This window comes from Streptomyces bambusae (assembly GCF_020532645.1).
Lineage (GTDB): Bacteria > Actinomycetota > Actinomycetes > Streptomycetales > Streptomycetaceae > Streptomyces > Streptomyces bambusae.
The window spans coordinates 38,469-59,810 of the sequence record NZ_JAJAUZ010000007.1; the positions used below are offsets into that span (position 1 = coordinate 38,469).

19 protein-coding genes and 1 pseudogene are annotated in these 21,342 nt (G+C 73.0%); 8 read left to right on the forward strand and 12 right to left on the reverse strand.

The window, feature by feature from the left end; all coding sequences use genetic code 11:
* The first annotated feature begins 1 nt into the window (after position 1).
* Entirely contained in the window at positions 2–1,351 is a 1,350-nt protein-coding gene (locus LG634_RS07135) for a sensor histidine kinase (protein ID WP_226732786.1), read from the forward strand.
* Positions 1,352–1,503: 152 nt separating this feature from the next.
* Here the strand turns inward: LG634_RS07135 and LG634_RS07140 are convergent, their stop codons facing one another.
* Complete coding sequence (locus LG634_RS07140; RefSeq protein ID WP_226732787.1) at positions 1,504–2,130, reverse strand: helix-turn-helix transcriptional regulator; 627 nt, start codon at positions 2,128–2,130, stop codon at positions 1,504–1,506.
* A 186-nt stretch (positions 2,131–2,316) separates the two neighbouring features.
* Positions 2,317–2,712, reverse strand: coding sequence for a hypothetical protein (locus LG634_RS07145; protein ID WP_226732788.1), 396 nt, complete (start codon positions 2,710–2,712; stop codon positions 2,317–2,319).
* A 154-nt stretch (positions 2,713–2,866) separates the two neighbouring features.
* Between LG634_RS07145 and LG634_RS07150 the strand changes: the two genes are divergently transcribed.
* Both LG634_RS07150 and LG634_RS07155 read left to right on the forward strand, forming a co-directional pair.
* Positions 2,867–4,258 (forward strand): COG1470 family protein, encoded by a 1,392-nt coding sequence (locus tag LG634_RS07150; RefSeq protein ID WP_226732789.1) that lies wholly within the window; start codon positions 2,867–2,869, stop codon positions 4,256–4,258.
* Positions 4,259–4,299: 41 nt separating this feature from the next.
* Positions 4,300–4,713 carry a PAAR domain-containing protein gene (locus LG634_RS07155; RefSeq protein ID WP_226732790.1) on the forward strand — a complete coding sequence of 138 codons (414 nt, stop codon included), beginning with the start codon at positions 4,300–4,302 and terminating at the stop codon, positions 4,711–4,713.
* 85 nt (positions 4,714–4,798) lie between these two features.
* Here LG634_RS07155 and LG634_RS07160 read toward each other — a convergent pair whose 3' ends face one another.
* The 7 genes and pseudogenes from LG634_RS07160 to LG634_RS07190 all read right to left on the reverse strand — a co-directional run bounded on the left by LG634_RS07160 (position 4,799) and on the right by LG634_RS07190 (position 11,259).
* Positions 4,799–5,176, reverse strand: a complete 378-nt coding sequence (locus LG634_RS07160) for a roadblock/LC7 domain-containing protein (RefSeq protein ID WP_226732791.1) — start codon at positions 5,174–5,176, stop codon at positions 4,799–4,801.
* Between the two features lie 74 nt (positions 5,177–5,250).
* Positions 5,251–5,832: pseudogene (locus LG634_RS07165) on the reverse strand (GTP-binding protein); the annotation flags it as partial.
* A gap of 7 nt (positions 5,833–5,839) precedes the next feature.
* On the reverse strand, positions 5,840–6,208 hold the full coding sequence (locus LG634_RS07170) for a DUF742 domain-containing protein (RefSeq protein WP_226732792.1): 369 nt from the start codon (positions 6,206–6,208) through the stop codon (positions 5,840–5,842).
* Entirely contained in the window at positions 6,205–6,690 is a 486-nt protein-coding gene (locus tag LG634_RS07175; RefSeq protein ID WP_226732793.1) for a roadblock/LC7 domain-containing protein, read from the reverse strand. Before LG634_RS07175 ends, LG634_RS07170 begins: the two co-directional genes overlap by 4 nt.
* A complete protein-coding gene (locus LG634_RS07180) occupies positions 6,687–9,269 on the reverse strand; it encodes a sensor histidine kinase (RefSeq protein WP_226732794.1) in 2,583 nt (860 codons plus the stop codon). The genes LG634_RS07175 and LG634_RS07180 overlap by 4 nt, the downstream gene beginning before the upstream one ends.
* A gap of 311 nt (positions 9,270–9,580) precedes the next feature.
* Positions 9,581–10,309, reverse strand: a complete 729-nt coding sequence (locus LG634_RS07185; RefSeq protein ID WP_226732795.1) for a CAP domain-containing protein — start codon at positions 10,307–10,309, stop codon at positions 9,581–9,583.
* 131 nt (positions 10,310–10,440) lie between these two features.
* Entirely contained in the window at positions 10,441–11,259 is an 819-nt protein-coding gene (locus LG634_RS07190; RefSeq protein WP_226732796.1) for a LysM peptidoglycan-binding domain-containing protein, read from the reverse strand.
* Between the two features lie 619 nt (positions 11,260–11,878).
* Between LG634_RS07190 and LG634_RS07195 the strand changes: the two genes are divergently transcribed.
* Positions 11,879–13,810: a DUF11 domain-containing protein gene (locus LG634_RS07195; RefSeq protein WP_226732797.1), complete on the forward strand. Its 1,932-nt coding sequence runs from the start codon at positions 11,879–11,881 to the stop codon at positions 13,808–13,810.
* Positions 13,811–13,989: 179 nt separating this feature from the next.
* Positions 13,990–15,144 (forward strand): DUF5925 domain-containing protein, encoded by a 1,155-nt coding sequence (locus LG634_RS07200; protein WP_226732798.1) that lies wholly within the window; start codon positions 13,990–13,992, stop codon positions 15,142–15,144.
* Between the two features lie 63 nt (positions 15,145–15,207).
* Here LG634_RS07200 and LG634_RS07205 read toward each other — a convergent pair whose 3' ends face one another.
* Positions 15,208–15,954 carry an enoyl-CoA hydratase/isomerase family protein gene (locus tag LG634_RS07205; RefSeq protein ID WP_226732799.1) on the reverse strand — a complete coding sequence of 249 codons (747 nt, stop codon included), beginning with the start codon at positions 15,952–15,954 and terminating at the stop codon, positions 15,208–15,210.
* A 182-nt stretch (positions 15,955–16,136) separates the two neighbouring features.
* Positions 16,137–16,532 carry a nuclear transport factor 2 family protein gene (locus LG634_RS07210; RefSeq protein WP_226732800.1) on the reverse strand — a complete coding sequence of 132 codons (396 nt, stop codon included), beginning with the start codon at positions 16,530–16,532 and terminating at the stop codon, positions 16,137–16,139.
* Between the two features lie 240 nt (positions 16,533–16,772).
* Between LG634_RS07210 and leuE the strand changes: the two genes are divergently transcribed.
* From leuE to LG634_RS07225, 3 genes are all read left to right on the forward strand, one after another.
* Positions 16,773–17,456: a leucine efflux protein LeuE gene (leuE, locus tag LG634_RS07215; RefSeq protein WP_226732801.1), complete on the forward strand. Its 684-nt coding sequence runs from the start codon at positions 16,773–16,775 to the stop codon at positions 17,454–17,456.
* A 251-nt stretch (positions 17,457–17,707) separates the two neighbouring features.
* Positions 17,708–19,066 carry a sugar porter family MFS transporter gene (locus LG634_RS07220; RefSeq protein WP_372482382.1) on the forward strand — a complete coding sequence of 453 codons (1,359 nt, stop codon included), beginning with the start codon at positions 17,708–17,710 and terminating at the stop codon, positions 19,064–19,066.
* 126 nt (positions 19,067–19,192) lie between these two features.
* Complete coding sequence (locus LG634_RS07225; RefSeq protein WP_226732802.1) at positions 19,193–19,909, forward strand: alpha/beta fold hydrolase; 717 nt, start codon at positions 19,193–19,195, stop codon at positions 19,907–19,909.
* A gap of 55 nt (positions 19,910–19,964) precedes the next feature.
* On the opposite strand, the gene LG634_RS37775 is transcribed toward LG634_RS07225, so the two are convergent.
* Positions 19,965–21,290, reverse strand: coding sequence for a sensor histidine kinase (locus LG634_RS37775; RefSeq protein WP_264202818.1), 1,326 nt, complete (start codon positions 21,288–21,290; stop codon positions 19,965–19,967).
* Between the last annotated feature and the right edge of the window lie 52 nt (positions 21,291–21,342).

Sequence of the window (21,342 nt, forward strand, 5' to 3'; positions counted from 1 at the left end):
CATGCGCCGCAGGTTCGCCCTGATCAGTGCCCTGAGCACCCTGCTGACCGTCTTCCTGCTGGGCATACCGCTCACCTTCTACGCCCGGTACGCCCACCTGGCCCAGGCCGACCACGACGCCGTCATGCAGGCCCAGACCCTCGCCACGCTCACCCGCGAGTCGGCCGCATCGGGCACCGACCAGGTCAGTTCCTGGATCGCCGACCAGCACAAGACCGTCCGTGCCACGGTGATGATGCCCTCCGGGATGCGCTACGGGACCACGGTGCCCTGCCTGGTGCAGCCCGAACCCGACCGCCCCGGCCAGATCGTGCAGTGGTCCTGTGGTGGTGACCGCGTCGCCAGCCTTTCGGTGGCCCTGCCCCAAGGCCAGGCGCAGATCGACGTGTCGGTGGACACGGAGGGGGCGACCGAGTCGACCTTGGAGGTCGTGGCCGCGCTGCTCGCCGCAGCCGTGGTCCTGCCCGCCGTGTCCGTCGTCTTCGCCGACCGGCTGGCCCGGTCGCTGGTGCGCACGGCGGGGGAGCTGACCGACGTGGCGGCCAGCCTGCGTCAGGGACGCCTCGACGCCCGCTTCACCGGCGACGGCCCGCCCGAGCTCCAGCAGCTCGGCGACACCCTGAACGCGCTGGCCGCGAGGACCGGCGCACTGGTGACCAACGAACGCGAGTCGCTCGCGGACCTGTCCCACCGGCTGCGCACCCCCATCACCTCACTGATGCTGCAGGCCGAAGCCCTCAAGGGGCACCCGGGCGCCGACCGCCTCCTCGCGGGCCTCGACGAGCTCAACAGCCAGGTCACCCGCGTCATCCGGCACGCCCGCAAGCCGATTTCCGCAGAAGGCGGCCTGACGGCCTGCCTGGACACGGTCGTCACCGACCGCGTGGCCTTCTGGGCGGCCCTGGCCGAAGAGCAGGGGCGCTCCTGCGAACTGACGGTCTGTGACGAAGCGCTCCACGTGTACGTTCCACAGGCCGAACTGGAGGCCGCGGTCGACGTGCTGCTGGAGAACGTCTTCACGCACACGCCCGAAGGGACGGGCATGAGGGTCTCGGCGCGCTCCCTCGCGGGCGGAGGCGCGGAACTCACCATCGACGACGACGGACCGGGGTTCGCCGACCAGCGGGTCGTCGAACGAGGCCGCAGCACGGGCGGCTCCAGCGGTCTCGGGCTGGACATCGCCCGCCGCACCGCGACGATCTCGGGGGGACGCCTCCTGCTGGGCGTCGCGCCCTCGGGAGGCGCCCGCGTCGCCGTCTCCTTCGGCGGTCCGCGCAAGACCGCCGCGACCAACTGCCAGCCCCCGAAAGAGAAGCCGAAGGAGAAGCCATGGGAGCGATGCTCCACCTGATCTACCGTCACTGGCGCACCTGCCGGCGGGGCCGCCGCGAGCTGCGGCGCCTGCGCAGGTGACCCGGAACCACCGTGCCCCCGCGCGATGCACCTCGCGCGGGGGCACGGGCATGCCCGGGCACCGCCGGAACACCGGAGCGGTCGGCCGGGTCAGATCAGGCCTTCGCGGATGGCGTAGGCGACCGCGTGCGGCCGGTTGCGGAGGTTGAAGCGGTTGTTGATGGCGTGCAGGGTGTTCTTGACGGTCCGTTCGGAGTAGCAGAGCTCCTGGGCGATCTCGTTGGTGTCCAGTCCCTGCGACACCAGGCGCAGGACGTCCGCCTCGCGGTCGGTGATGCCGGAGTAGCGCTGGCCCCGCGGTACCGAGGTCTGGTGCTGGAGCTTGGAGACCTGCTTGAGCAGGCTGCCGACCAGGTCGGGCGGCAGTACGCCGGCCCCGCGGTCGACCGAGCAGATGACCTGCACGAGGCCGTCGGCCGTGACGTCCTTGCGCCGGGCGAGGCCGCTGATGCCGGCTTCCGCGGCGGCGAACACGCCGTCGTCCTCCAGGGAGGAGGCGACGAGGACGATGCGCTGGGTGCCGCGCCCCCGGGTCGACTTGACCAGGGCGATGGCGGCGTCGTCGATCTCGTCGACGACGAGCACGGCAACGGTGTCCGCCTCCGCGTCCTGACGGTCGACGATGTGGACTTCGGGACGGATGCGGAGGGCCGCGATGACCCCCAGCTCCGATATGGAGTCCAGTGCGTGGACGAAAACAGAGATCCGCTTCGACATGAAGTCCCTCTCGGAAAGGGCGAACTGAGGAGGACCAACCGCCGGATTGTCCGTCCGGACCGTCCGTCCGCGGTTGATGTATCCATGGTGTGCCCGCGGAGCTTAAGAGAGGGCTAGAGGAGTCGGTGCGAAGGACTGTCCGTTCGGGAGGGCCGCCGGGGAGGCCCGACGGGAAGCCGTACGGCCCTACAGCGGCCGGTCCTCGCCGCCGACGGCGACCCGTACCGTGGAGTCGCCGTCGAGCGACACCCGGTAGTGGCACAGGCCCACCGGCCGGGTCATGGCCGTGTCGTACCAGCCGAACCCGGCGAAGCAGAGCCAGACATCGGTGGTCTGGTCGGGCTCGATCACCACCGTCTCGGTGCCGCCCAGCAGCGGGTTGCCCGCGAGTCCGCCGCCCGTGTACTCCCGCAGTTCGACCGTGCACTCCAGCCGTCCGGTCTGCGGCCGCGGGGTGAAGCGGAAGGCGAGGGTGTCCGCGTCGAACGCGATCAGTCCGTCCCGGATTTCGTTGCTCGTGATGTCGAACTCCCAGAGCAGGGCGGGGTTCCACGTCGTCGGTTCCGCATTGCGTATCTCCATGCCCGTATTGTCCTGGTCCGGCCCGCGACCCCGGTGGAACGGGGGAGGGACTGCCCGAATGCGTTCGACCTCTGCCCGTGGCGACCGGGGGACTGCCCGGCAGCCTGGCCGGGCGTCGATCCCCGGCCCCGGCCCGGGCCGTCACAGTGACCCCATGGGAGTCATCGCATCGCTGGACGAACGGGACGTCGCCGTTGAGGCCGGTGACAGCGCCACCTGCTCGGTGCGCCTGCACAACACCGGCCACACGGTCGACACGTTCACCCTCGACGTGCTCGGCGACGCCGCCGAGTGGACCACCGTGGAGCCGGAGACGGTCAACGTCTTCCCCGGCGACGACGCCGTGGCCGTCATCACCTTCGCCCCGCCGCGCTCCTCCGAAGTCCCCTGCGGGAAAAAGGCGTTCGCGCTGCGCGTGATGGCGCAGGAGGACACCGACGGCTCGGTGATCGAAGAGGGCACCGTCGACGTCACCGGCTTCTCGGAGGTTTCTGCCGAACTCGTCCCGCGCACCGTTCGCGGCGCCCGCCGGGCCCGCACCAGACTGGCCGTCGACAACCTGGGCAACGGCCCGGTCACCGTCCAGCTCACCGGCAAGGACGAGAGCGGCTCCGTGGCGTTCCGCTTCAAGCCGCAGCAGACCGTCGTCGACGGCGGCACCACGCAGCTGATCCCGGTCCGCATGAAGATGAAGCAGCGCTTCCTGACCGGCCAGCCCAAGACCGTGCCCGTCGAGATCGGGCTGACGGCCTCGGACGGCACCCGGTTGGAGACGGCCGGCGTGGTCGTCCAGCCCGCGCTGCTGCCGCGCTGGCTGCCCAAGGCCCTGACCTTCGGCGTCGCCGGGGTCGTGGTCCTGGCCGTGCTCGGGCCGAGCATCTTCGATGCCCGGCCGACGTCGAAGGCCATCGCGGGCGGAGCCCCCAGCGCCTCGCCGGGCACCGGCCCCACCGCCCCGGCCCCCGGCACCACGCCCGCGCCCGGTGCCTCCGCACCCTCCCCGGGCGCATCCGGCGGAGGGGCCGTGCCCCCGCCGGCCCAGGGCGGCAACCCGGGCGCCGGCCAGGCGCCGGCCGGCCCGGGCGGCTCCGGTGGCGCGGACAACGGCCAGGACCCGGGCGGTTCGGCGGACTCCGGCGGCACCGGCGGCGGCAGTGGCGGCAGCGGCGGCGCCGCCAAGCCGCCCGCCGGCGGAGGCCCGGAGGTCACCTCCGAGAACATCGTCATTCAGGGATCCGGCAGCGAGATGAGCAGCACCGCCTCGACCCGCAGCCGCAAGGTCCCGGCCGGGCAGACGATCACCGCCGACGAGGTCATCCTCACCAACCAGGCAGGCAACGAAGGCACCTTGGAGATCCGCCGGAACAGCACCGTGCTGTTGAAACGCTCACTGGCCACCCTGACGCACGAGCGCTACACCTTCCCCGGCGGAGCCACCTTCCGGGCGGGCGACTCGATCGTGGTCGCCGTGCGCTGCGAAGAGTCCAGCAGCGGCACCTGCCAGCCCACCGCACTCTTCCCGGCCACCGTCACCACCACCACCTGACCCGGGCCTCCGCCCGCCCGTCCACCGTGAAAGGAAGCGCCATGCCCGGAATGCCCGCAGCCCGCCTCGGCGACAAGGTCACCGGCACCGACATCCACATCGTCCTGGTACCGGCCCCGCCCGGTCCCCCCACCCCGCAGCCCATGCCCTTCGCCTACCAGGCCACTCTGACGGGCGGCTGCTGCCCGACCGTGCGCATCGGCGGCAAGCCGGCCGCGACCCTCTCCTCCACCGCCGCCATCAGCCCCCCGCACATCGCGCCGGCACCGGCGACGTTCTCCGTCCCGCCCACCCACACGGGCATCGTGCTCAAGGGCAGCGGCACGGTCCGGATCGGCGGCAAGCCGGCCGCGCGCGCCGGTGACACCGTGCAGACCTGCGCCGACCCCGTACCCGCCCCCAACGGCCGGATCATGCCGGCCGCCCCCGCGCACAACGTCCGCATCGGCGGCTGACTGCGCGCCGACCGGTCCCGGACACACACAAAGCCGCCTGCGGGCCGGGAATCCCGGCCCGCAGGCGGCTGCCCACGGTGTGCCGTCAGAGCACGGCGGCCCCGTATGCGAAGGTCGACAGCTCGAAACCCACGGCCCCCGGATCACAGCCCGGCCCCGCCACGACCGCCAGCACACCGCCACCGGGCGCCTCGGCGACGAACAGGACCCCGTCGTCCATCTCCACCAGCGTCTGCACCACCTCCCCGCCGCCGAACAGGGCCGACCCGCCCGCGGACAGGCTCGCCAGGCCGGTGGCGAGCGCCGCCAGCTGATCGGCGCGGTCCCGCGGCACGCCGGCCGACAAGGCGACCACCAGGCCGTCTCCGGATGCGACGACCCCCTCCTCGATGCCCGGGGTACGGGCGACGAACCCGGCGAACGCCGCCTGGAGACCGGCGGTCCGTACTGCTGTGCTGTTCACGGGTGTACCTCCTGACCGGTCCATGCACTGCTCTGCTCCCCCGCCACGCCCACGCCCCCGTCCGGGTGCACCCCCTGGGCGCGAAGCGCCTCCCGGACCACCTCGACGAGCATCTGCCGTACGTCCTGCCGCTCCCGGGCATCGGTGTACACGACCGGTACGGACCCGGCCACGCCCAGTGCGGCCCGGACCTCTTCGGGCGGATGCAGCCGGCGCCCGTCGAACGGGTTCAGGGCCACCACGTACGGCAGCCGGCAGTTCTCGAAGTAGTCCACGGCCGCGAAGCTGTCCTCCAGGCGCCGGGTGTCCGCGATGACGATCCCGCCCACGGCGCCGCGCACCAGGTCGTCCCACATGAACCAGAAGCGGTCCTGGCCCGGCGTACCGAACAGGAACAGCACGAGGTCCTCGTCGATCGTGATGCGCCCGAAGTCCATCGCGACCGTCGTGGTCCGCTTGTCCGGGGTGTGGCCGAGCGCGTCCACGCCTTCCGAGGCGGCCGTCATGACGGCCTCGGTCCGCAGCGGCTCGATCTCGGAGATCGCCCCCACGAACGTGGTCTTGCCCGCGCCGAACCCGCCGGCGATGACGATCTTGGCGCTGGTGATCAGGCGGCTGCCCGTCGTGTTCACTCGTTTCTCCTTGCTCTCCTGCATGAGGACGTCAGAGGCGTTCCAGGCCGTGCAGCAGCCGGCCCAGCATCGAGGCGGGGGCGCTGTGCCCGTCCTGCTCGTGCACCCGCAGCTGGCCGCCGTCGGCGAGGTCCGACACCAGGACCCGCACGACACCGACGGGCAGCCCCACCAGGGCCGACACCTCCGCCACCGAGCGCGGCCGCCCGCACAGGTCCAGGATCCGGTCGTGCTCCGGCAGCGCCGCGTACCCGTCCGGTCGTCCCACGGTCTCCACCAGCGTCTCCAGCCGCAGCGGACGGCTGGCGTGGATGCGGCCGCGGGTCAGCGTGTAGGGCCGCGGGCCGAAGCCGTCGGCGACGGCGTCCGGGCCTTCGGGCCCGCCGGACACCGTGCTCATGCGGCCGCTCCGGACCCGCGCGGCAGCGCCGGCACCACCGGCAGCCCGGCGGCGGCCGCGTCCCGCCGGGCGGGCGTGAGGACCTCGCCGCACTGCCGGGCCAGCCGGGCCATGTGGTAGCCGGCCACCCCCAGGTCGCACTCCGGAGTCGCGAGCACGGCCAGCAGCGAGCCGTCGGACACGGACATCACCACCACCGTGCCGTGCGCCATCTCCACCACCGTGCGGGAGACCCCGCCGCGGCCCAGGAGCTGCGCCCCGCCGCTGCTCAGCGCCACGATGCCGCTGCTGACGGCGGCCAGCCGGGTGGCTTCGCCGAGCAGTCCCGCGGACGAGGCGAGCAGCAGGCCGTCCGCCGAGACGACGGCCGCCGCTCTGATGCCCACGACCCGCTCGGTGAACCGGTTGACGATCCAGTCGAGGCTCTCGGCAGCCGGCACGGCCACCGGGTCCGTCGATGCCTGCCCTGCGGTGCGGTTCATGCCCGGTCTCCTTCCACGGCCTGCGGTACGTCCTCGTCCGCGGCCCGCGCGATGCCCTGGTGCAGGGCCCCGAGCCGGCTGCGGAGCCGCTCCGGCGGCGGCGCGGACGGCGCCGCGAACGGCGGTGCTGCGGCCGCTGCCGGGCCGGTCGCCGCCGGACCTTCGGCAGCCGCCCCGTGCTCCGCCGCCTGCGGGGCGTACGGGTCCTGCCCTGCCACGCTGCCGGGCAGCAGGTGGGCCATCGGGACGCGGCGCGGCAGACCACCCGGGCCCGCGGCCGGCTCCGTACGGGGCGCCGCCGGCTGCCCGGAGCCGTCGGCCGCGGGGGCGGGCGGGGGCGGGAACGCCGGCCCGGACCGGCCCGAAGGAGCGTCGGAGGGCGGGCCGCCGGCCGCCTCCGGCCTGCCCGGACCGCTCGGGTCCGGACGGCCCGGCGGGCGCGTCGGCCCGGTCTGTGCGGCCGCGGGCGCGGCGCCGGGGCCTTCGGCGGCCGGGATGGGCTGCTCCGGCCGTGCGTACGGCAGGGCGGCGGCCGGCGGGCTCTGCACGGCGTCCGGCTGCGCCGCCACGCGTACGGCGAGCTCCTGCGGCAGGATCACGAGCGCCGAGGTGCCCGATGCCGCCGCCCGCAGCGCGACCTCGATGCCGTGCCGGCGGGCCAGCAGGCCGACCACGTACAGGCCCATGTGGGCGGACGCGTCCGGGGCCAGGGCCTCGCCCGACGCGAAGTGGCTGTTCGCCACCTCCAACTTGGCCGCGTCCATGCCGATTCCGTGGTCCCGGACCTCCACCAGCACCCGGCCGTCCGGGAGTTGCTGGCAGCCGATCTGCACTTCGGTCTGGGGGCTGGAGAACATCAGGGCGTTCTCCAGGAGTTCGGACAGCAGGTGGACGACGTCACTGACCGCGTAGCCGGCCACGAACACCGGCGGCAGCGCCGGGTGGCCGACCCGCTCGAACTGCTCCACCTCGGACATCGCCGTCCGCACCACGTCCAGCAGGGACATCGGCCGGGCCGCCCGGGACGTGCTCTGACCGCCGGCCAGGACGAGCAGGTTCTCGCTGTTGCGCCGCATCCGCGCCGCGAGGTGGTCGAGTTCGAACAGCCGCTTGAGCTGCACTCCGTCGTCCTCGTGCTGCTCCAGCGTGGTCAGGATGGACAACTGGCGCTGGACGAGGCTCTGGTTGCGGTGCGACAGGTTGCGGAACAGGGTGCTGACGGACTCCCGCAGCCGCGCCTGGTCGCCCGCGAGCCGCACCGCTTCCCGGTGCACCGCGTCGAAGGCCTGTGCCACGTCGCCGATGTCGTCACGGGTGGCGATTCCCGTCGTCGGGACGTGCAGGTCGACGGCGGCCAGCGGGTTGTCCTGGAGATCCCGCATCAGGTGCGGCAGCCGGACCTCGGCCACGTCGGTCGCGGCACCGTGCAGCCGCGCCAGGCCCTGCGAGATGCTGCGCGACACCGCGAACGCCAGACCCAGGGCCGCGACCAGCAGACCGGCCGTGATTCCTGCGTCGATGCGGGCCTGCGTCATCGCGTCGTCGTACTGCGCCTTGCTCTCCGACACCAGCTGGTCGGAGACGGACCGGCCGAGTTCGTCGAGCGCCTGGACGCGGGTTCCGAAGTCGGCGTACCAATTCGCCGGCAGGTCCGGTGCCTTCGCCAGGTCCTCCGGCGCGGCCAGCATCTGCTGCAGCGCCTTCTCCGCGTTCTGTGCCGCCGGAGACTCGGTGATCTTCGCGTAGGCGGCGCGGTCGGCCGGGGGCGCGGCCATCGTGAACTCGCGCTGGGCCATGTCCCGGACCATGACGGTCGCCAGCAGCGACGCCCGCTGGGTGGGGGACAGGGCGCCCTTCTCCGCGGACTGCGACATCAGGGCGCGCTCACTGGAGAGCATCGACGTGCTCAGCGCCAGCGTGTACAGGCCCCAGCCGCGGGAGTGCGACTGCGCCAGCTGGCCGTCGAGCTCGTTGTCGATGCCGAGCAGCGGCATGATCAGACCCAGGTAGGCGGTGTCGGTCTTGGTGCCGGACTTCTCATGGTCCGCCGCCGTCCTGATCTGCGGGAACTCCGCGAAGGCCTCCTTGACGGCGGCGAGCCTGGTCTTCAGCTGCCCGGTCTGACCGATCTTGCTGCTCTCGTCGGTGAAACGCTGCTCCAGCTCGTTCGTCTTCTCCCGTACGGCGGTCAGCCCGCTCCCGGTTTCCCCGGTCGCCGCCTGGGGGTCGATCGCGACGTCGCGTTCGTGCTGGAGCTGCTGGACCAGTTCCGTGCCCGTACGGGCCAGCTGGGCGACCTCGTGGAACTGCTCGTACCGCCCTGCCACGTCGAGCGCGCTGTTCACCCGCAGGGCTCCCAGCACGGTGGCCACGAGCAGCGGGATCGCGATGACGGCCAGCAGGCGGGTCCGCACGCGCAGGTCCCCGAGGTGCAGCCGCCGTCCGCCGCGGGGCGGGGGAGGCGTCTGCGGCGGCGGGTCCGCGGCGGGCGGCGGGGGATCCTGCTGCGGTCGGCCGGACCGCGGCAGGCGCAGCGAAACCTTCGGCAGCCGCTTCCGGCCCTCTCTCTGCATGCGCATGGGTGTCACTTCCGCTTGCTCGGAGCCCCGGGGCGCCGCATCGGCGCAGCTGGAGCGGACGGCCTCCGCCGACCGGCGGCGGAGCGGGGGCCTGCCCGTGCGGGTCGGTACACCGCGGTTCCGGCAAGGCCACCTGCTCCGACCCTAGGGACGGGCCCGTCTTCCGGGACCGTCCGGTCACCGGAGGGGACCGGGGGAGCAGCCCGTCCCCCGATCGGCCCGCTGCCCTGCACCGCAAAACGCCGGCGGGGCCGGAAAGTCCAGCCCCGCCGGCGTTCGCGGTACGGGTCCGCCCGAGTCCCGGGGAGGGCTCACCGGCCCAGGACCTGGGTCCACCAGATGACCTCGGGTGTGGTCACGGTGGACACGCCCAGGGCGGTGTAGTGCGGGTCGAGCAGCTTCGCGCGCTGGGCCGGATCGGCGAACCAGTCGTTCGCCGCCGCCTGCGCCCCGACCTCGTTGCGGCTGATGCCGACCGCCTGCCCGGCGGACGCGCCTGCCGCCACACCCGTCACGACGCCCGCCGGTCCGGCCTGCTCCGGCAGGCCGGCGGTGATCCGGTCGGCGTCCGCGGTGAGCGTCGGGCTGAGCTTCAGCGGCGGGCTGCCGGCCTGGGCGCGGGCCTGGTTCACCAGGCTCAGGACGGCCTCGGGGGAGGTGGAATCGCGCTCTCGCCGGAGTGCGTCCAGGCGCCGGGCCGAGGCGGCCGAGGGCATGCGGGCCGTCACCCCGGCCCCGGCCCCCGGGGTGCTGTGCCGGGCCTTGGCGGCGCCGGCGGACCCGCCTCCCGCGGGCTGCTGCCCGCCCCCGGACTTCCCGTCGCGTGCTGCCGGTGCGGGGGCCGCGGGAACCGGGTGTGCGGCGGCCACGTGGGCGGTGCGCGGTGCGGTCGCGTGCACGGCGGCGTGGCCGCCGGCCGGAACCAGCGCTGCGGCCAGCGCACCCGCGCCCGCCGCGGCCGCCGCCACGGAGGCGATGAGCCTGGCACCGGTCGGCAGTGCGTGGGCCCCTCGGGCCGGGGGGATCTTGTGCCGTCCCATGAACGGGCCTTCCTTGCCGTGCTGCCCGTCCGCTTGGCCGGACGGGCACCGTAGTCGTCAATGTGCCGCCGGTCGGCGGCAGGTCGTGCAGGTCGCTGGCCCCGCGGGTCCGCCCGGACCCGCGGCGCGCGTCAGTACGCGCTGGAGACGTTGTTGATCGAGCCGTAGCGGTGGTACGCGTAGTTGCAGGCGGCCACGATGTTGGACACCGGGTTGAGGATGTCCCGGGGGGTGCTTGCGACGTGGTACGCGTCGAAGGTCGGCTGGATCACCTGGAGCAGGCCCTTCGAGGGGGTGCCGTTCACCGCGTTGATGTCCCAGGTGTTGACGGCGTTCGGGTTGCCCGACGATTCGCGCAGGATGTTGGACCTGATGCCTTCGTACGTACCGGGGATGCCGTGCGCCTGCATGATCGCGAGGGCCTCCCGGATCCATCCGTCGAGGTTGTTCGCATGGCCCGACGCCGATGGCGGGGACTGCGTCCGGTCGTGCCGCGCCGCCAGCATCTTCCCGGGGTTCATCGGGACGACCAGGACCAGTCCGGCGGGGAGGCTGTGACGGTTCGGTCCGATCCGCCGCTTGTTGCTCTCGTAGAGACGCGCGGCGCTCACACCGGTCTTGCGGGCGATCCCCTCCAGGGTCTCGCCCTTGCGGACCACGTGGCTGGTGGGGCGGCTCTTGGCCTTCGCCGCCGGTGCCGTGCCCGCTGCGGGCCGCTTCGCCGCTGCGGGCTTCGCCGTGCTGCCCGACGCGGTACGGGCGGGGTGGGCCGCAGCGGGGCGGTGGGCCGCGGTCGCCGCACCCGCCCCGGAGGAGGCCGGCTTGGAGGACGGTGCGGCGCCGGCGGCGCCCACGAGGACGACCGGCAGGGCGAGTCCGGTGCCCGCGGCGAGGATGCGTCGCCGGAACGCATGGCCCTTGGGGCGCCGGTGCTTTGCGTGGGGTGGCATGGGTGCCTCTCGGTCGTCCGGTCCCGGAGAACGGGGCGGATGCGGGACGGCCGGCTGGGTGCCGATCCGAGCGGTTGAAGTGACCGTAGGCAAACAGCAATCGCCGGACAAGGAACCGGTCCCCGGGATCCGTGCCCGAAAGGGAAGGCGCACGCGCACCGCTCGGCCCCTCCGCATCGGCGACCGCGCAACGACCGCGGGAACACGGGGCCCGGCACGGTCCTGGGGCTCCGTCACATGCCACGAGTGATGTGACGGGCATCACAGTCCGGTCGGTCGCCCGTCCTCCGTCGACCGGCGGACACCGTGTTCAACCGACTCGGGGATTGCGCTGAGGACCTGTATGAGCACCTGCCCACGACAGCCTCGCCGGGGCGGATCCGCCGCCCGCGCACCCCGGCCTCCTGCCCGAACGACTTCCCGGCGGCTCCCTGCGGGCCCGGGGCGGGGCTGGAAGGTTCGCCGTGTGCCGCCGCCGCACTGCGCAGTACGCGGCCCACCCCGATCACGGCAGTCGATCCACGAAGCAGGTGCCATGCCTTCCCTGTCCACTCTCCCTTCCCTTCGACGCTACGGAGCCGCCGGCGCGTTCGCGGCATGCCTCGCAGGCTCCGTACTCATGGCCCCCGAGGCGGGCGCCACCACCCCCAAGACGACGCAGAGCGGTGAAGAGCTGCTGAAGAACGGGAGCTTCGAGCATCCGGAGGTGACTCCGACCCAATTCCGCTACGTCCCGGAGAACGAAGTGGACTGGAAGTCCACCGCGGGAGAGGTCGAGGTGTGGGGTGCGAAGCACCGGAATGTCGATGCTCCCGAAGGTAACCAGCTCATCGAGCTGACCGCGCGCGCAGGCATGGACATCGTCTACCAGTGGGTGGACGTGGATGCGGGCGACGAACTGGAGTGGAGCGTGAACCACCTGAGCCGTTACGACGCCGACAAGATGCAGGTCGTGTTCGGCCACGAAGGCGAGACCCCCGCGGACTTCAAGGCGGTGAAGCCGCAGGGTGCGGAGAGCGACACGATCGCCGGCACGAAGGAGTGGAAGACGCATTCCGGCAAGTACGTCGTACCTGAAGGCCAGAAGAAGGTCGCCTTCGGCTTCAAGGCGCTCTCGGAGGGCAACCTCCTCGACTCCGCCAGCCTGAAGGTGGTCCCGCCGGCCTCCGACCCGGCCCCCACCCCCGCTCCCGGCCAGCCGGCCGTCGAGACCGGCGCCTCCGCCCAGACGGTCCAGCGCGAGGGCAAGGTCGCCTTCACCACCACGGTCAAGAAGCCCGGCACCGACTCCCTGCACGAGGCCTCGCTCATCCAGGACCTGCCCGCACACGCGACCCTGGTACCGGACTCGGTGAAGATCGACGGCGAGCCGGCCGGTGAGGCGGCCGCCGTCGAGGACGGAAAGCTGACGGTGCGCCTGGGCAAGGACGGCGTCCTCGACGCCGAGAGCGCCGTCGTCACCTACGAACTCCAGGTCGCCAAGGACGCCCCGGCCGGTGCGAAGTTCAGCCAGTCCTCGACCCTGAGCTACCGGACCGGAGCCGAAGTCGGCACGGCTCCCGTCGTCCAGGGCAACACCGTGACGGTCGGCCTCGCCACCGCGGACCTCGCCGTCGACGGCTGGGTGCAGACCAAGGGCGGCACCAAGGCCGAATACCAGGTCCGCGTGACCAACAACGGCCCGCAGGCCGCCCACGGCGTCCAGCTCAAGGGCGTGTCCGACGTGGCGCTCACCGGCAAGGCGGTCGTGGACGGCGCCGAGTGCGGGACGGTGAACGGGAAGGACGCCGGCTGCTCGCTGAAGGTGCTGGAGAGCGGCAAGTCGGCCGTCATGACCGTGACGGGCGACATCGGCGATGGGAAGCTGCCCACGGTCGAGGCCACCGCGACGTCGGCCACCGACGACCCGCAGCCCGCCAACAACAAGGCGACCCTCGCCACCGCCACGGCGGACGTCGCCGTCGAGCTGACGGCCAAGCCGAAGGACGGGGAGACGAAGGCCGGCGAGACTCCGAAGGCGAAGCCCGGTTCCGAGGTGACCTTCACCATGAAGGTCACCAACAACGGCCCGTCCGCAGCGGACAAGGTCCGTGTCGTCACCGAACTCCCCGAGGGCTTCACCGCACCGGCGGAACTGAAGGACATGGGCACCGTCCCGTCGGGCGAGTCGCGCACCGTGGAGATCACGGGCACCGTTCCCGAGCAGAAGGCCACCGAGAAGACCGCGGACGCGGTCCCGACCGCAGCGCCGGACACCGGCAAGGACGGCCAGGAGACCGCGCCCGCCGAGAAGATCGTCGCCACCGCCACCGTCGGCACCGACGCGTTCGACCCGAAGCTCGACAACCAGAAGGCGACCGCCGAGGTCGAGATCGCCGCCGGCGGCGGCTCGGGCTCCGAAGAGGGAGACAAGGAGAGCGAGGGCCTGCTGGCGCTCACCGGCGCCAACGGTGCCCTGCTCCTGGCCCTCGGCACCAGCGCGACCCTCGCCGCCGCGGCCGGTGCCTTCCTGTTCGTCCGCTCCCGGCGGGCGGCCCGCGCCCAGCAGTAGCCTCCGCACCGGCATCGGCGGACCGCCGTACGACCAGCCCCGTCCGGGCCGGTCGTACGGCGGTCTGCTGCCCGGTCCCGTGCCTCGCACGGCGTTGCCGGCATCCGCCCCGCGTCCGTGCCCGTTCCCGTGCCCCGGCGGCCCTCCACGCAGCCACGTGCAGATCACAGACTGGGCCCATGTCCACCGAAGCCCTCAGCGCCCTGCGCGACACCGCCACCCGTCCCGGGCCCACCACCGGAGACGGCAGGAACCCCGCACAGCTCACGCTGCGCGGCACCGAGAACGCCCGGCACGCCATCCAGGCCATGGCGCTCGCCCCGTTCCTCGACGGCACCCAGCCCTACGCCCGCACCGGCCGGCTCCACGGTCTGGACGGAGCCCCGCGATGGGAGGTGTGCGCGGGACGGCTCGTACGGCAGTTCACCTCCGAAGCCGTGACCGTCGGCCTGCTGGAGGGGCCGGGCTGGACCGCGACGGTCGCCCGCATGACCAAGGGGTCGTCGACCCACGCGGAAATCGCGGTCACCGCCGGGACCGAGGCCCTCGCCGCCGAGGTCCTCGAAGGTCTCACCCGGGCCCACGAAGGCAAGGAACCGGCCGACCACGCCACCGTGCCGATCGGGTTCTGGCACCTCTCCGAGCTGGGGACCGCCGTACGCATCTCCCGGGACACGAAGGCGCCGCGCTGGGACGCGATCCGGCAGAACTACACTGCGGCGGCCCGCGACCGGCTCGACCACCTGGCCGCCCTCGGCCCCGACGGCATGGACGGCGCGATCCTCCTCGTCCACGGACCTCCGGGCACCGGCAAGACCACCGCGCTGCGGGCACTGGCCCAGGAATGGCGGGACTGGTGCGAGTTCGAGTACGTGCTCGACCCCGAGAACCTCTTCTCCTCCTCCGGCTACCTCCTCGACACCGCCCTCAACCGGGGCCCCGAACACAGCCCTTGGCGGGCCCTCGTGCTGGAGGACTGCGACGAACTGCTGCGCAGCGACGCCAAGCGGGCCGCAGGCCAGAGCATGGCCCGGCTGCTGAACCTCAGCGACGGCCTGCTCGGGCAGGACTCCGGCACCCTGCTCGTCATGACGACCAACGAGGACGTGCACCGCCTGCACCCCGCCGTCACCCGGCCCGGACGCTGCATGGCGCAGATCGAAGTGGGGCCGCTCACCCCGGAAGAGGCCGCCCGCTGGCGGGGCGGCGTCACAGCCCGCGGCCCGGGCGGCCCCGCGACCCTGGCCGAGCTGTACGCCCGTACCCGCGAGGAAAGCGGCCGGCCGTCCCTGCGGCACGGCACGGCCACCGCCCCTGTGGGCATGTACATGTAGGGCGCCGGGGCCGTGGGCCGCCGGCCGGGCGCGTGCCTGCCCGGCCGCCGCGCCGGCAGGCGGTCATTCCGCCGGGGCCGCCCCGCCGAAGACGCTGGTCGGCACCACCCGCCGGAACAGGGCGGCTTCCAGGGCCAGGCCTTCGTCGAGGGGCAGCGTACGGCTCGCGGCCAGGGCGCGCTTGGCCGCGAAGAGCGCCGGCGCAGGGTTGCGCGCCACCTGCGCCACCCAGTCCTCGGCACGGCGGTCGAAGTCCTCCGCCGGCAGCACCGCGTTGAGGACACCGAGCCGCAGCGCCTCCTCCGCGCCGACCGTACGGCCGGTCAGGACCAGGTCGGCGGCTGCTCCCGGGCCGATCAGGCGGGGCAGGCGCTGCGTGCCGCCGCCACCCGGGATGAGGCCGTTGAGGATCTCGGGCTGGCCGACCTGGGTCCGGGCCGAACCGATCCGCAGCGTCGCCGCCAAGGCGATCTCCAGACCTCCGCCCCAGGCCTGCCCGTCGACCGCGGCCACCACCGGCTGCGGGATGGACTCCAGCAGGCCCAGCGCGCGCGGCCAGACCGCGGCGTCCTCGGCGGTCAGGGCACCCGAGGCGGCCAGCCGGAGGACCTCCAGGTCGGCGTGCTTGACGAAGATCCCGTCGATCCCGCCCCTCAGGAGCACCACGGCTACGTCGTGGGTGCGGTGCGCGAGACCTTCGAGGAGGTCTGCCAGTTCGCCGAGGGACGCGAGGTCCATCTGGTTGTCCGGCAGCCGCCGGAACGTCAGGACGGCGGTCTTGTCACGGGTTTCGGCGGTCCAGTTGCCCATGGGGGTACGTGCTCCTGCATCGGATTCGTCGTGCCGGGGGAGCCCGGCGCCGCTCGGGGCGTCGGCGCCGGGCCCTGCCATCCTGGGGCGCCCCCGCCGCGGGCGGCACCGCGGACCGGCCCTCCGAAGGGACTACGCCGCACGGCCGCACGTACGGCCACACGCACGACCGCACACGAGGGTCAGGACCAGAAGACGTCCTCCGCAGCCTGGTCCCGGGAGAAGAGCCACACCTCCGAGATCCGCCCCCCTTCGATCCTCATCAGGTCCGCCCCGGACATCGCGAGCGGTTCCCGGCCGGCGCGCTCGGCACTGAAGTGGACCGTCGCGGCCACCAACGGCCCGTTGGCCATCACGTCCTCGACGACCAACCGGAACGTGCCCCCGCTGCGCCCCACGAACTCGGCGAACAGCCCGAGCACTGCGTCCCGCCCCCGGTAGCTGGCGGACAGGTCGCCCTCGCCCGGCTGGTGCCAGACGACGTCGTCGGCGAGGAGCGCGGCCAGCCGCTCCATGTCGCCCGCGACCAGGCTCTCGTAGTAGGAGTGGAAGACGTCCACCGGGTCCGGTGCGGTCATCGTGATTGCCTTTCGTCGTTCTGCTCGTGCACCGCCCACGCTGCTGCCCCGCGCACCGCACCGGCACCTCCTTCGGCACTGCGCACAGGAGGATCCGGCGCGGCGGGCCGTCGACGCCGGGCTCCTTCCGCCGCATCCCCCGGTCCCGTCCCCCGATCGGCGGGCGCTCCTGCCCGGCGCCGCTCCTACGGTGGACCGGCCGCCGCAGAGCGCTGCGGTTTCCAGGAGGGGAGCAGGGCCGTGTGGGGAACGCAGCACCTCCAGGCGTTCGTCCTGGGTGCCCTGCTGGTGATCCTGCTGCCGGGGCCCAGCTCGCTCGGCACCCTGACGGCCGCTGCGCAAGGCGGCCGGCGGGCCGGGCTGCGCTGCGCCCTCGGCGTCTTCGCCGGCGAAGTCGTCCTGATGGTCCTCACCGTCGTGGGAGCCGCGCACCTGCTCCGGGCCGACCCCCAGGTCGTCACGTGGGTCAGATGGGCGGGCGCCGCCTACATCGCCTGGCTGGGCGTCGGCATGCTGCGCACCGCGCGTCGGTCGGCCGGGTCCGGGACGCTCCGTCCGAGCACCCCTGCGGACATCCCGACTGCCCCGATGACGGCGACCGACGGGACCCGGACGGGCCCGGGCACGGTCGCCGGCACCCGCCGGGCCTTCGTGGTCACCGTGCTCAACCCGAAGGCGATCGTCTTCTTCCTCTCCTATTTCCTCCAGTTCGTCGCTCCGTCGGCGGCCCACCCCCACGTGGCCTTCGCGTTCCTCGGAGCCGTCTACGAGCTGATCAGCGTGTGCTACCAGACCTGTCTGGTGCTGGCCGCGGCCCGGATCGGCAGGGCCGTCGGCGGCCGTCCGCAGCTGACGGCCTGGCTCCGGGCCGCGGCCGGTCTGGTGTTCCTCGGCTTCGGTGCCGCCCTGATCGCCGGCCTGTAGGGACCGTCACCGGCGGCGCCGTCGATCCCCCTGCGGTCTCCTCCGGCAGGGGGAGGGGCGCGACGGGCGGCCGGACTACAAAGAAGCAGAAGCTGCATCGCGCTGCCACCGGCGCCCGCCGGGCGCCGGCCGCACCAGTTCCCCCAGGAGCGACCGTGGAAAGCGTCATCACCCCGCCGGGAAGCACCGGCGGCACCTCTGCCCGCACCCCAGCTGCCCGCACCCCCTCGGAGCATCCGCTGCGCAGGGCCGTGCTCATCGCCGCCGCGGCGGCCATGGGCGGCTTCCTGTTCGGCTACGACAGTTCCGTGATCAACGGCGCGGTCGAGGCCATCCGGGACCGTTTCGCGATCGGGCCCGAGGCGCTGGCCCAGGTGATCGCGGCGGCCCTGATCGGCTGTGCGATCGGCGCGGCGACGGCCGGCCGGATCGCGGACCGGATCGGCCGGATCCGCTGCATGCAGATCTCTGCGGTGCTGTTCACCGTGAGTGCGGTCGGTTCGGCGCTGCCGTTCGCCCTGTGGGACCTGGCGATGTGGCGGGTGATCGGCGGCTTCGCCATCGGCATGGCCTCCGTCATCGGTCCCGCGTACATCGCCGAGGTCTCCCCGCCCGCCTACCGCGGCCGCCTGGCCTCGTTCCAGCAGGCCGCGATCGTCATCGGCATCGCCGTCTCCCAGATCGTCAACTGGGGCGTCCTCAAGCTGGCCGACGGCGACCAGCGCGGCAGGATCGGCGGGCTGGAAGCCTGGCAGTGGATGCTCGGCGTGATGGTGGTCCCGGCCCTGCTCTACGGCCTGCTGTCCTTCGTCATCCCGGAGTCCCCGCGCTTCCTGATCTCCGCCGGCCGCACCGAGCAGGCGAAGCAGGTGCTGGGCGAGATCGAGGGTGCCGGCACGGACCTCGACGCCCGGGTCTCCGAGATCCGCACGGCCATGCGCAGCGAGGTGAAGTCGAGGTTCCGGGACCTGCTCGGCGGACGTGCGGGTCTCCTGCCGATCGTCTGGATCGGCATCGGGCTGTCCGTCTTCCAGCAGCTGGTCGGCATCAACGTGATCTTCTACTACAGCTCCTCGCTGTGGCAGTCCGTCGGCATCGACCCGACCAGCTCGTTCTTCTACTCCTTCACCACGTCGATCATCAACATCATCGGCACGGTGATCGCGATGGTCTTCGTCGACCGGATCGGCCGCAAGCCGCTCGCCCTCATCGGCTCCGTCGGCATGGCCCTCTCCCTCGGCCTCGCCGCCTGGGCGTTCGCCCAGCGCACGGGTACCGGCGCCGGAGTGCACCTCGCGGGGGGACCGGCGACGGTCGCTCTGATCGCCGCGCACGCCTTCGTCCTGTTCTTCGCCCTCTCCTGGGGCGTCGTGGTCTGGGTGCTGCTCGGCGAGATGTTCCCGAGCCGCATCCGCGTGGCCGCCCTCGGCCTGGCCGCCGCCGTCCAGTGGGTCGCCAACTGGGTCATCACGGTGACCTTCCCCAGCCTCTCCCACTGGAACCTGTCGGGTGCCTACGTGATCTACACGGCCTTCGCCCTGCTCTCCATCCCCTTCATCCTCAAGTGGGTCCCCGAGACCAAGGGCAGGAAGCTGGAGGAAATGGGCTGACCCCATACCGGTCCTAGACCCAATGACGTGGCCGTGTTCCCCCTCCGTCGGCGCCCGGAGGGGGACGCGCGCCGCGTCGCCCCGGTGCCAGGCTCGGAGCCCCTCAGTCAGCTAAGGAACACCAGCATGAACCGACCCCGGATCGTCCTCGTCCACGGCGCTTTCGCCGACGCCTCCAGCTGGAGCGGCGTCGTGCGCAACCTCCAGGACGCCGGACTCGACGTGACCGCACCCCCGAACCCGCTGCGCGGCCTCGCAGGGGACTCCGCCTACCTGGCCGGCTACCTCCGGCAGATCGATGGTCCCGTCGTCCTCGTCGGACACTCGTACGGCGGCGAGGTGATCACCGCCGCCGCCGCCGAGGGCCTCGACCACGTCAAGGCGCTCGTCTACGTCGCCGCCATCGCCCCGGAGGCGGGCGAGAGCGCCTCCGACCTCCTCGGCCGCTTCCCCGGCAGCGAGCTCGGCGAGGTCCTGGTCCCGGTCCCGTACGTGGCGGAGTCCGGCGGGGAGGGCACCGACCTGTACATCAGGCCCGACGCCTTCCACCGGGTCTTCGCCGCCGACGTCGACGCCGAAACGGCCGCCGTCCTGGCCGCCGTCCAGCGCCCCGTGGAGGCGGCGAGCCTTTCGGACGCCGGGACCGGGGCGGCCTGGCGGGACATCCCGTCCTGGTACCTCGTGGCCACGCAGGACCGGACCATCCCGGTCGAGGCCCAGCGCTTCCAGGCCGAGCGGGCCGGGGCCGTCACCGTCGAGGTGGCCGCCTCGCACGCCGTCGCCGTGTCCAGGCCGGACGCGGTCGCCGACATCGTCCTTGCCGCGGTGAAGGCCGTGGTCTGAGCCACCACGGCGGCCGGGCCCGCCCCGACCGGGGCTCCGGTCGGGGCCCTGGTCTTCAGCCGCCGGGGCCGGGGCCCGGGCCGGGTTCGGGGTCGGGGGACCGGTCGGGGTGACCCGGGCGCAGCGGGAGTTCGATGGCCGCTGCCGTGCCGCGGGGCTGGACGTTCTCGAGGGTGAACCGGCCTCCCATGCCCTCGGCCCGCACCCGCTGCGAGGACACCCCGATGTGTCCCGCCGCGGCCTTCGCGGCCAGCTGCCCCGGGGCGATGCCCTTGCCGTCGTCGACGACCTCCAGGCGCGCCGTCCGGTCGGTGACGTCGACGCCGACCCGCACGCGCCCGGCCTCGGCGTGCTTGACGACGTTGGAGAGGAACTCGCCGGCCGCCCGGAAGATCAGCTCGTCGACCGGTGTGGGGCCGGCGATACGGAACTCCATGTCCAGCTCGAAGCCGCCCCGGGCGGCCCCCTCCTCGAACAGCGACCGCAGGGCACGCTCCAGGCCGGCCAGCTCCACCTGGTCGGGGTGCAGCTCGGTCACCGAGAAGCGCAGCTGCCGGGCCGCGTCCTCCAGGGTCGCCTCCAGCCGCACCAGCGCCTCCCGGACGTCCTCACCGGGCCGGGCCTCGCTGATCTCCTCCGCGTCCAGCTTCGCGGCGAGCACGCTCTGCAAGGCCCCGTCGTGCAGCACCTCGGAGATCTTGCGCCGCTCGTCCTCCTCCAGCGAGATCACCTGCCCCAGCAGCTCCGACCGCTGCCGCACCAGATCGGCGATCGTCGAGACCCGGGACCGCTGGATGGCGGAGAACAGCACGCAGCACAGCGACACCATCGCCAGGAACGAGGCGTGGCTGATCAGGTACACCCAGTCGGGGGCCGGCTCGGCGGCGATCGCCGCACCGAGGTAGGCCACCACGGAGGCCGCCCCGGCGAAGGCGGTGACGTACGGGAACAGCTGGAAAGCGGCGACGATCGGGACGAGGAAGTACAGGTCGTCGAAGAGCGTGATGTATTTCGACGTGTCCTTCGGGAAGCCGCCCGTCAGCATCAGCACGGTGGTGATGGCGGCGAGGTCGAGCACGACCGGCCCGAGCGAGGCGACCACCGGTGTCAGCCGGTCCCACTGCGCCAGCAGCAGGAACAGGTAGACCACGACGACCGACCACTCGATGACGTAGGCGATGGTCGCGTGCTCCCGCGGCGGGAACACCGTCATGTTCATCGTGAACACGACGAGGACGATGCCGATCCGGGCGGCGCTCTGGATGCGCAGCGCGAGCCAGGTGTGGTCGCGCATCACGGCCCCGACCGACCCGTCGGGCGGGGTGTCCGTCCGCCTGAACACCGGGAGCGCGAACCGGACGGAACCGTACTCGCGAGCCATGTGCATCCCTCCGGAGAGAACCTTCCCATTGTCCGCCCGAGCCTTCCGCCCC

What these genes read in the sequence shown, in the direction of transcription:
- LG634_RS07135 (WP_226732786.1), top strand. Translation starts at nt 2, where the DNA reads ATGCGCCGCAGGTTCGCCCTGATCAGTGCCCTGAGCACCCTGCTGACC.
- LG634_RS07140 (WP_226732787.1), bottom strand. Translation starts at nt 2,130, where the DNA reads ATGTCGAAGCGGATCTCTGTTTTCGTCCACGCACTGGACTCCATATCG.
- LG634_RS07145 (WP_226732788.1), bottom strand. Translation starts at nt 2,712, where the DNA reads ATGGAGATACGCAATGCGGAACCGACGACGTGGAACCCCGCCCTGCTC.
- LG634_RS07150 (WP_226732789.1), top strand. Translation starts at nt 2,867, where the DNA reads ATGGGAGTCATCGCATCGCTGGACGAACGGGACGTCGCCGTTGAGGCC.
- LG634_RS07155 (WP_226732790.1), top strand. Translation starts at nt 4,300, where the DNA reads ATGCCCGGAATGCCCGCAGCCCGCCTCGGCGACAAGGTCACCGGCACC.
- LG634_RS07170 (WP_226732792.1), bottom strand. Translation starts at nt 6,208, where the DNA reads ATGAGCACGGTGTCCGGCGGGCCCGAAGGCCCGGACGCCGTCGCCGAC.
- LG634_RS07175 (WP_226732793.1), bottom strand. Translation starts at nt 6,690, where the DNA reads ATGAACCGCACCGCAGGGCAGGCATCGACGGACCCGGTGGCCGTGCCG.
- LG634_RS07180 (WP_226732794.1), bottom strand. Translation starts at nt 9,269, where the DNA reads ATGCGCATGCAGAGAGAGGGCCGGAAGCGGCTGCCGAAGGTTTCGCTG.
- LG634_RS07185 (WP_226732795.1), bottom strand. Translation starts at nt 10,309, where the DNA reads ATGGGACGGCACAAGATCCCCCCGGCCCGAGGGGCCCACGCACTGCCG.
- LG634_RS07190 (WP_226732796.1), bottom strand. Translation starts at nt 11,259, where the DNA reads ATGCCACCCCACGCAAAGCACCGGCGCCCCAAGGGCCATGCGTTCCGG.
- LG634_RS07195 (WP_226732797.1), top strand. Translation starts at nt 11,879, where the DNA reads ATGGCCCCCGAGGCGGGCGCCACCACCCCCAAGACGACGCAGAGCGGT.
- LG634_RS07200 (WP_226732798.1), top strand. Translation starts at nt 13,990, where the DNA reads ATGTCCACCGAAGCCCTCAGCGCCCTGCGCGACACCGCCACCCGTCCC.
- LG634_RS07205 (WP_226732799.1), bottom strand. Translation starts at nt 15,954, where the DNA reads ATGGGCAACTGGACCGCCGAAACCCGTGACAAGACCGCCGTCCTGACG.
- LG634_RS07210 (WP_226732800.1), bottom strand. Translation starts at nt 16,532, where the DNA reads ATGACCGCACCGGACCCGGTGGACGTCTTCCACTCCTACTACGAGAGC.
- LG634_RS07225 (WP_226732802.1), top strand. Translation starts at nt 19,193, where the DNA reads ATGAACCGACCCCGGATCGTCCTCGTCCACGGCGCTTTCGCCGACGCC.
- LG634_RS37775 (WP_264202818.1), bottom strand. Translation starts at nt 21,290, where the DNA reads ATGGCTCGCGAGTACGGTTCCGTCCGGTTCGCGCTCCCGGTGTTCAGG.